Consider the following 8,264-nt stretch of genomic DNA (forward strand, 5'->3'; position numbering starts at 1 on the left):
TTGAAAAATAACCATAATTTAATGGGATTGTCTTTATTAAATAGTGCTGTTTTATGTTAAAATTAATGTATACAAAAAAGGAAACGAGTGAATTAAATGGACGTACACAATGTTAATATTGATATCAGTGCGGTTGAACCAAAACAATATCCAACTAATGGATATCCTGAAATTGCTTTAGTTGGAAGATCAAACGTTGGAAAGTCATCACTTACCAATGTTTTAATTAATCGTAATGGATATGCAAGAACATCTAACAAACCTGGTAAGACGCAAACGCTTAATTTCTACAATATTGATGAAAAATTATTTTTTGTTGATATTCCAGGATACGGTTATGCCAAAATTTCTAAGGCGCAACGTGCTAAGTGGGGACAAATGATTGAAACATACTTAACCACAAGAAAACAACTTAGAGGGGTTGTTTTATTAATTGATGGTCGACGTGAACCTAGTCAAGATGATATTCAAATGTATGAATTCTTGAAATACTATGAAATTCCAACACTATTATTGGCAACTAAAATGGATAAAACGCCAAAAAGTAAATGGAACAAAGAAATTAGTGTTCTAAATAAGACTGTTGATCTAGCAGAGGGAGACGAAATTCAATTATTCTCTGCTTTAAGCAAGTATGGTAAAGAAGAAGTTTGGAATTGGATTGAAAGTAAAACGGGGGTAAAATAAGTGGAATTTAACGAATATCAAAAAGCGGCTAATAAGACTCTACATGGAAATGAACAAGTTTTAACAAACTGTGCACTAGGTTTATCTAGTGAAACTGGTCAAGTTGTTGATTTAGTTAAAAAGTACACATTTCATGGCGATAATTTAGACAGAGAACAACTTGTAAAAGAAATGGGTGATGTTCTTTGGTATTTATCACAAATAGCAGAATGGAATAAGATTGAATTCGAAGAAATTGCTGAATTTAATATTACCCGCCTAAATAAGAAAAAATAAAAAGAGGCTTCACAATTTATATTGTGAAGCCTGCTTTACGTTTATTTATCTTTTTTCTTGTCAGATGTCTTTTTATCTTTTCTTTTAAGAAATTTATCACGATTTTTATCGCTTGTATCAAGTTTAGCAAACTTATCAAACATTGCATTTAAATCGTTATTACGTTGAATATTTAATCCCATAATATGCATCTCCTTATTTTAGCTATATAATAGCAAATTAAGCGGAATTTGTCATATTGATTTTTGAACGAGGTGATTTAATTGGCCACATCACATATTGAGCATAAACTAACTTTACTTCCTGATTTACCTGGATGTTATTTGATGAAAGATAAATTAGGGAAAATTATTTATGTTGGAAAAGCCAAAAACTTAAAAAATAGAGTTCGTTCATACTTCAAGAGTAGTCATGAGGGAAAGACTGCCAAATTAGTTTCTGAGATCAGGGATTTTGAAACCATTATCACAACTAACGATAAAGAAGCTTTCCTTCTAGAAATTACATTGATTCAAAAGCACCGCCCATACTACAATATCCAATTAAAACAGGGAAATGGCGGATATCCATATATTAAGATTACTAATGAAACGGATCCACAATTAAAAATCGTCAACACGATTAAAAAAGACGGTGGATATTACTTCGGACCTTATCCAAACGTCTATGCTGCTGATGAAACGCTTCATTTTTTGCAAAAGGTATATCCACTTAGAAGATGTAATGGATATCAACACCGTCCTTGTTTGTATTACCATATGGGACAATGTTTAGGAGCCTGCTTCAAAAAGGTTCCTAAGTCAGAATATGATAAACAAATAAAGCAAATTAAGTCATTTTTAAATGGTGACGTTAGCATTGCTAAGAAAATGTTAACCAAAAAGATGAAAGCAGCAGCGGAAGAAATGCAATACGAAAGAGCTGCAGAAATAAGAGATCAATTAAAATATATTGAAATCACTGTAGAAAAGCAAAAAATCATATCTAACGATACAACACCACGAGATGTATTTAATTACTATGTTAATCATGGATGGATTTCTATCCAAATATTCTTCATTAGACAAGCTCGGTTATTAAAAAGAGTAAAGCGAAGTTTTCCAATTGTTGATGATCCAGTTGAAACAATGGAAGATTTTATTGGTCAATTTTATTCAGAGGAGAATCACCAAACTCCGCGAGAAGTATTAGTACCAAGTTCATTGGATGTTGATTTAATATCTGAAGCCATTGATACTCCAGTAAGAGTTCCGCAAAGAGGACAGAAGAAAGACTTAATCGACATGGCTGAAAAGAACGCCAAATTAGTCTTAGATGAAAAGTTTAGATTAATGGAACTAGATAACATTAAGACTAAGGGCGCAATGGATGAATTATGTGCTGCCCTAAATATAAGTCGTGGACATGTGATTGAAGCATTTGACCACTCTCATATTCAAGGGGCGGATATTGTATCGGCAATGGTTCAATTTGTTGATGGTAAACCCAATAAGAATGCTTACCGTAAATATAAATTACAAAACGAAGACCATGCTGATGAAGCAGCCAGCACGAAAGAAGTTATAAGAAGAAGATATACAAGACTCTTAAAAGAGCACGCTGACATGCCAGACTTGATTTTGATGGATGGTGGAGAGATTCAGTTAAATGCGGTTAAAGATGTTTTGGAAAATGAACTTGGTTTGGAGATACCTGTTGCTGGCATGGTGAAGAATGATAAACATAAGACTGCTGATTTATTATTTGGAGAATTAGATGAACATATCTCGTTAAATCCAAAAAGCCAGGCGTTTTATCTAGTGCAAAGAATTCAGGATGAAGTGCATAGATTTGCAATTAATTTCCATAGACAAGTACACACTAAGCATTCATTAAGTTCTGAATTAGATAATATTGAAGGTGTTGGTCCAAAGACCAGAACTAAGTTATTAAATAAGTTTAAAACAATGAAGAAAATTGCTGATGCATCAGTTGACGAACTAAAGGCATTAGGAATAAGTGACCAAACAGTGAAAAACATCAAATATTATCTAAATAATATTGAAAAGTAAATATGGACTGTTTACTGACGTTTAAAATAAAGTTATACTAATAGTTATAAAATAAAAGATAGAGCGGAGATAACATGTTTGTTGATCAAGTAAAAATTAACATAAAGTCAGGAAAAGGTGGTAACGGAATCGTTGCCTTTAGAAGAGAAAAATATGTTCCAAACGGTGGACCAGCTGGTGGAGATGGAGGCCGCGGTGGAAACATCATTTTTGGTGTGGACACAGGGATGAACACATTGATGGACTTTAGATACAAAAGAAAATTTGCTGCCAAAAATGGTGCTGATGGTGGTAATAAGAGAATGACAGGTAAAAGTGCCGATGATTTATATATTTACTTACCTGAAGGAACATCTGTCTACAACGACGACACTAATCAACTATTATTCGATTTAGTTAACCCTGATGATGAATATGTTGCACTAAAAGGTGGTCGTGGTGGAAGAGGAAATACCCATTTTGCTTCTGCTAAAAACTCAGCACCTGAAATTGCTGAAAACGGGGAACCAGGTGAAGAACTAAACGTTAGACTTGAACTTAAAGTATTAGCTGATGTTGGTTTAGTTGGATTCCCATCAGTTGGTAAATCAACTTTATTATCAACTATTACTAGTTCAAAGCCTAAGGTTGCTGAATATCACTTTACAACGTTAGTGCCAAACTTAGGGATGGTAAGATTAGATGATGGAAGAGATTTTGTAATCGCTGATTTACCAGGTCTAATTGAAGGTGCATCATCTGGAATTGGTTTAGGTTTCCAATTCTTACGTCACGTTGAGAGAACACGTGTCATCTTACATTTAGTTGATATGTCTGGACAAGAAGGTAGAGATCCTTATGTTGACTATCAAAAAATTAATGAAGAACTAGCTAAATATGATGAAAATCTACTAAAACGACCACAAATTGTTGTCGCTACTAAGATGGATATGCCAGATGCGCAAGAAAATCTGGAAGAATTTAAGAAACAAATTGAAAATGATGAATTAGCACATGAAGTGTTGGCAATTTCATCTGTTACCCATGCTGGGTTAACTGAACTAATTAGTAAGACATCTGACTTGCTAGAAACAACACCTAAGTTCCCAATTACTGATGTTGAAGAAGTGGACGAAGAAGTTCAATACAATGCTGCTGATGAAGAAGCACCATTTACAATTAGTAGGGATGAAGATGACGTTTGGGTATTATCTGGTAACAAGATTGAAAGATTATTCCAAATGACTGATACAACACATGATCAAAGTATGTTGCGCTTTGCAAGACAGCTTAAAGGAATGGGTGTTGATGAAGCACTTAGAGAAGCTGGAGCTAAAGACGGTGATTTAGTCGCTATTTTAGACTTTACTTTTACATTTGTTGACTAATAAAAATAGATGGGGTGAACCCGTCTTTTTTTATGTGCTACAATTTAATTAGGATTTATTGACGAAAAAGAAAAGGAAAATATTTTTATGCAATTAGAATTTTTAGGTACTGGTTCAGGAGTTCCAGGAAAATTTAGAAATGTGGCAGCAACTGCTTTAAAACTATTAGACGAATGTAATTCAGTATGGTTATTTGACTGTGGTGAAGGAACACAACAACAAATTTTGAGATCCAACCTAAAGCCCAGAAAGATTAATAAAATTTTTATTACACATTTACATGGTGATCATATTTTTGGTTTACCGGGACTATTAAGTTCACGATCATTTCAAGGTGGAGATACACCATTAACCATTTATGGACCTAAGGGAATTGCAGATTTTGTTAGAGTTAGTTTAGCAGTATCTCAATCTAAGCTTTCATACAAAATTAACTTTGAAGAATTGTCTACTCCAGGAACAATTTTTGAAGACGATAAGTTCAAGGTAGTGATGGGTGAATTAGATCATCAAATTAAATGTTTTGGATTTAGAATTGAAGAAAAAGACCACCAAGGTGAATTACTTGTTGATAAGTTAAAAGAAGCAAGTATTCCGTCTGGACCTGTATATGGAAAAATTAAAAATGGTGAAACTGTCACTTTAGATGACGGTAGAACTATTAATGGTCAAGACTTTATCGGACCATCACAAAAAGGAAGAACAGTAACCATTATCGGAGATACTAGAAGCAATCCTACCAGTTACAATTTAGCTCAAGATGCTGATGTTTTAGTGCATGAAAGTACGTTTGGCAAAGGTGAAAGTAGATTAGCTCACAACTATTATCATTCTACAAATATGCAAGCTGCTAAATTAGCAACTAAGGCCAATGTTGGTAAATTACTATTAACCCATGTGTCAGCTAGATATACAGGCAAGATGGCTCATGAATTACAAAATCAAGCGCGTAGCGTTTTTGAAAATACAAGGGTTGTAAAAGATTTTGATGTGGTAGAAATTCCGTTTAAAAAACTTAACTAAAAAGGATTGATTTAATGATTTCAGCAAATTTTAATTGGCAATATAAAAGCAATGAAATATCTTCTGAAGCAAAAGAATTTGCGAAAAAATTATCTATCAACGATTCTATTGTTGAAATGTTAATTCAACGTGGCTATGATTCGATTGAGAAGATAAGGGATTTTTTAAATCCAAGCTTAGATCAATTAAGGGATCCTTTTTTATTTCACGACATGCAAAAAGCGTGTGAAAGAATTAATCAAGCTGTTGAAAATGGTGAAAAAATTACTGTTTATGGTGATTATGATGCCGATGGAATAACAAGTACATCTGTGATGTACGAAACATTACTTAATATTGGCGCTAATGTTGAGTTCTTTGTTCCTAATCGTTTTACAGACGGATATGGACCTAACCCAGATGTTTATAAAAGAATTATCAATGAGGGAACAACATTAATTGTTACCGTTGATAATGGGATTTCTGGAAATGAATCTATTGATGTAGCAAATAAAATGAATTGTGACGTTATTATCACTGATCATCATCAATTACCTGAAAAACTTCCTAATGCATATGCAATTGTGCATGCCAGATACCCTGGACATGAATATCCATTTGGAGAATTTTCTGGTGTTGGGGTAGCTTTTAAAGTTGCAACAGCACTATTGGACGAACTACCAGAGGAGTACTTTGATTTAGCAGCTATTGGAACAATTGCTGATATAGTTTCTTTAACTGATGAAAATAGAGTGCTGGTAAAATTTGGTCTTAAGATGATTGAAAATACTGAAAGACCTGGATTGGCAAGCTTAGCAAAACTTGCGGGATTGAAAGGTGAACTTAACGAACAAAGTATTGGATTTGGTTTAGGACCACGCTTAAACGCATTAGGTAGAATGGGTAGCGCTAAATCTGGTGTTGAACTATTAACTACCTTTGATGATGTTCAAGCAGAAGAACTGGCAAGAGAAACTGATGAACAAAATAAAAAGCGTAAAAAATTTGTTGAAGATATAAGTACAGAAGCGATAATTCAAGCTCAAACACAGCCAGACAGTCGAGTTATTGTTGTTTATGGTCAAAATTGGCATGAAGGGGTAGTTGGAATAGTAGCTAATAAGTTAGTAGAAAAGTTCCAAAAGCCTAGTATTGTTATGAACTTAGATACAACAACCAGAATTTTAAAAGGCTCTGGGAGAAGTATCGAAGGATTTAACTTGTTTGAAGCTATCAACGGAATAAGAGATGGATTAGTTTCATTTGGTGGACACGAAATGGCCGTTGGATTAAGCGTTGAAGAATCTAAAGTTGATGTTTTGATTAATCATTTAGATCAATTTGCAGAAACTCATAATTTAGATAAAATCGCGAAACCAACACTAAAAATATCGAACATATTAAACTGTTCTCAAGTGAATGAAGAACTATTTAATCAATTACAATTATTAGCTCCGTTTGGAACAGATAACGAATATCCAATTTTTGAATTTAATCCTCAAATGGTTGCCAATATTAAGACCATGGGACAAGACAATAGTCATTTGCGTTTTCAAATGGTAGATAGCGGCAGTAAGGTGAATGTTTTAGCATTTAAAAATGGTGCTTTGGCTGATGAATTAAGTGCTAATTTTGATGACATGAAGATTGCTGGACATTTAGAAAAGAATACTTGGAAGGGAAGAACCACTATTCAAGTAATGCTAGATGATATGTACAGCAGCGGAGTTCAAATAATCGATAAAAGAACGCGTGTGATTGCTAAAGAAATGTTCGAGCCAGCCGCTGGTTATGTATTTTTTAATGCGAAATTATTTGATAAATTGGGCAGTATTATAAATGACGAATCAGCAGCTTGTTTATACCCTGATTTGTCTTCAATTGATAAATTTGATAATATAATAGTAGTTGATTGTCCTGATGAACCGGGCATTTTAGAAGATTTATTAGCTAAAATTAGTAGTGAATCGTTAACCTTTTACCTGTTTAAAAATAATTATATTGGTTCAAAAGGGATGCCAAATAGAGCGCAATATGCTAAACTATTTAAGTTCGTTATGATGAACAATGATATTAAAATACATGATAATATCAATGAAATTAGTAAGAAGTTGAATATTGATCTTCAAAACCTAATATTTATGATTAATGTATTTAGTGAGTTAGATTTTGTTTTCATTGACAATGGAATTATGAACTATAATCCTGATCTGGTAAAAAGTGATTTATCAAGTAGTCACGCTTACCAGTCTCGAGAAAAACAAATTGAAGTTGAAAAGCAACTTTTAGCTATTAGTAGGGAAAAGTTTAAACAAGCTATTCGAATTTGTTTGGGTAAATGAAAGGAAGTTATTAACTAATGGCACTTGATTTGCATGACTATATAGCAAGTTATCAAGATTTTCCAGAACCTGGGGTATTATTTAGAGATATCTCACCATTGATGGAAGATGGACAAGCATATCATCAAGCAACTGATGAAATTGTTAAATATGCTAAAGAAAAGAAAGTTGATTTAATTGTTGGCCCTGAAGCTAGAGGATTTATTGTTGGTTGTCCAGTGGCCTATGATTTAGGAATTGGATTTGTTCCTGCTAGAAAGAAAGGTAAGCTACCAGGTGAAACTGTGAGCGCTTCATATGGACTAGAATACGGTAAATCTTCATTATACCTTCACTCCGATGCTGTAAAGCCAGGACAAAGAGTATTAATTACTGATGATTTACTAGCTACTGGTGGAACCATCGAAGCAACAATTAAGTTAGTAGAACAACTTGGCGGGATCGTCGTTGGAGCTGCCTTCATCGTGGAAATTGAAGCGCTTAAAGGACGAGAAAAGATTAAGGATTACGATATTCTTAGTTTATTAAAATACTAATTA

The 8,264-nt window shown here is 33.5% G+C and carries 8 protein-coding genes; 7 read left to right on the forward strand and 1 reads right to left on the reverse strand.

Annotated elements, in window-relative coordinates; translation table 11 throughout:
• Window positions 1-96 precede the first annotated feature (96 nt).
• Window positions 97-687, forward strand: coding sequence for a ribosome biogenesis GTP-binding protein YihA/YsxC (gene yihA, locus M3005_RS03355; RefSeq protein WP_293793668.1), 591 nt, complete (start codon window positions 97-99; stop codon window positions 685-687).
• Window positions 688-963: a nucleoside triphosphate pyrophosphohydrolase family protein gene (locus M3005_RS03360; RefSeq protein WP_293793670.1), complete on the forward strand. Its 276-nt coding sequence runs from the start codon at window positions 688-690 to the stop codon at window positions 961-963. It begins immediately after the preceding gene.
• 41 nt (window positions 964-1,004) lie between these two features.
• Here M3005_RS03360 and M3005_RS03365 read toward each other — a convergent pair whose 3' ends face one another.
• Complete coding sequence (locus tag M3005_RS03365) at window positions 1,005-1,145, reverse strand: SPJ_0845 family protein (protein WP_293793672.1); 141 nt, start codon at window positions 1,143-1,145, stop codon at window positions 1,005-1,007.
• Between the two features lie 81 nt (window positions 1,146-1,226).
• On the opposite strand from M3005_RS03365, the gene uvrC reads away from it, so the two are divergent.
• The 5 genes from uvrC (at window position 1,227) to M3005_RS03390 (ending at window position 8,261) form a co-directional block, all read left to right on the forward strand.
• Window positions 1,227-3,014 (forward strand): excinuclease ABC subunit UvrC, encoded by a 1,788-nt coding sequence (gene uvrC / locus M3005_RS03370; RefSeq protein WP_293793674.1) that lies wholly within the window; start codon window positions 1,227-1,229, stop codon window positions 3,012-3,014.
• A 74-nt stretch (window positions 3,015-3,088) separates the two neighbouring features.
• Window positions 3,089-4,381 (forward strand): GTPase ObgE, encoded by a 1,293-nt coding sequence (gene obgE, locus M3005_RS03375; protein WP_293793676.1) that lies wholly within the window; start codon window positions 3,089-3,091, stop codon window positions 4,379-4,381.
• A gap of 87 nt (window positions 4,382-4,468) precedes the next feature.
• Window positions 4,469-5,404 (forward strand): ribonuclease Z, encoded by a 936-nt coding sequence (rnz, locus tag M3005_RS03380; RefSeq protein WP_293793678.1) that lies wholly within the window; start codon window positions 4,469-4,471, stop codon window positions 5,402-5,404.
• A 14-nt stretch (window positions 5,405-5,418) separates the two neighbouring features.
• Window positions 5,419-7,725 (forward strand): single-stranded-DNA-specific exonuclease RecJ, encoded by a 2,307-nt coding sequence (gene recJ, locus M3005_RS03385; RefSeq protein ID WP_293793679.1) that lies wholly within the window; start codon window positions 5,419-5,421, stop codon window positions 7,723-7,725.
• Window positions 7,726-7,742: 17 nt separating this feature from the next.
• Window positions 7,743-8,261 (forward strand): adenine phosphoribosyltransferase, encoded by a 519-nt coding sequence (locus M3005_RS03390; RefSeq protein WP_053950205.1) that lies wholly within the window; start codon window positions 7,743-7,745, stop codon window positions 8,259-8,261.
• Window positions 8,262-8,264 lie beyond the last annotated feature (3 nt).

Origin of the sequence: Apilactobacillus sp. (assembly GCF_025290035.1) — a bacterium.
Classification (GTDB): domain Bacteria; phylum Bacillota; class Bacilli; order Lactobacillales; family Lactobacillaceae; genus Apilactobacillus.

Excerpts from the sequence above, each read along its gene's own strand:
- recJ (WP_293793679.1), top strand. The coding sequence starts at position 5,419 with ATGATTTCAGCAAATTTTAATTGGCAATATAAAAGCAATGAAATATCT.
- M3005_RS03390 (WP_053950205.1), top strand. The coding sequence starts at position 7,743 with ATGGCACTTGATTTGCATGACTATATAGCAAGTTATCAAGATTTTCCA.
- yihA (WP_293793668.1), top strand. The coding sequence starts at position 97 with ATGGACGTACACAATGTTAATATTGATATCAGTGCGGTTGAACCAAAA.
- rnz (WP_293793678.1), top strand. The coding sequence starts at position 4,469 with ATGCAATTAGAATTTTTAGGTACTGGTTCAGGAGTTCCAGGAAAATTT.
- obgE (WP_293793676.1), top strand. The coding sequence starts at position 3,089 with ATGTTTGTTGATCAAGTAAAAATTAACATAAAGTCAGGAAAAGGTGGT.
- M3005_RS03365 (WP_293793672.1), bottom strand. The coding sequence starts at position 1,145 with ATGGGATTAAATATTCAACGTAATAACGATTTAAATGCAATGTTTGAT.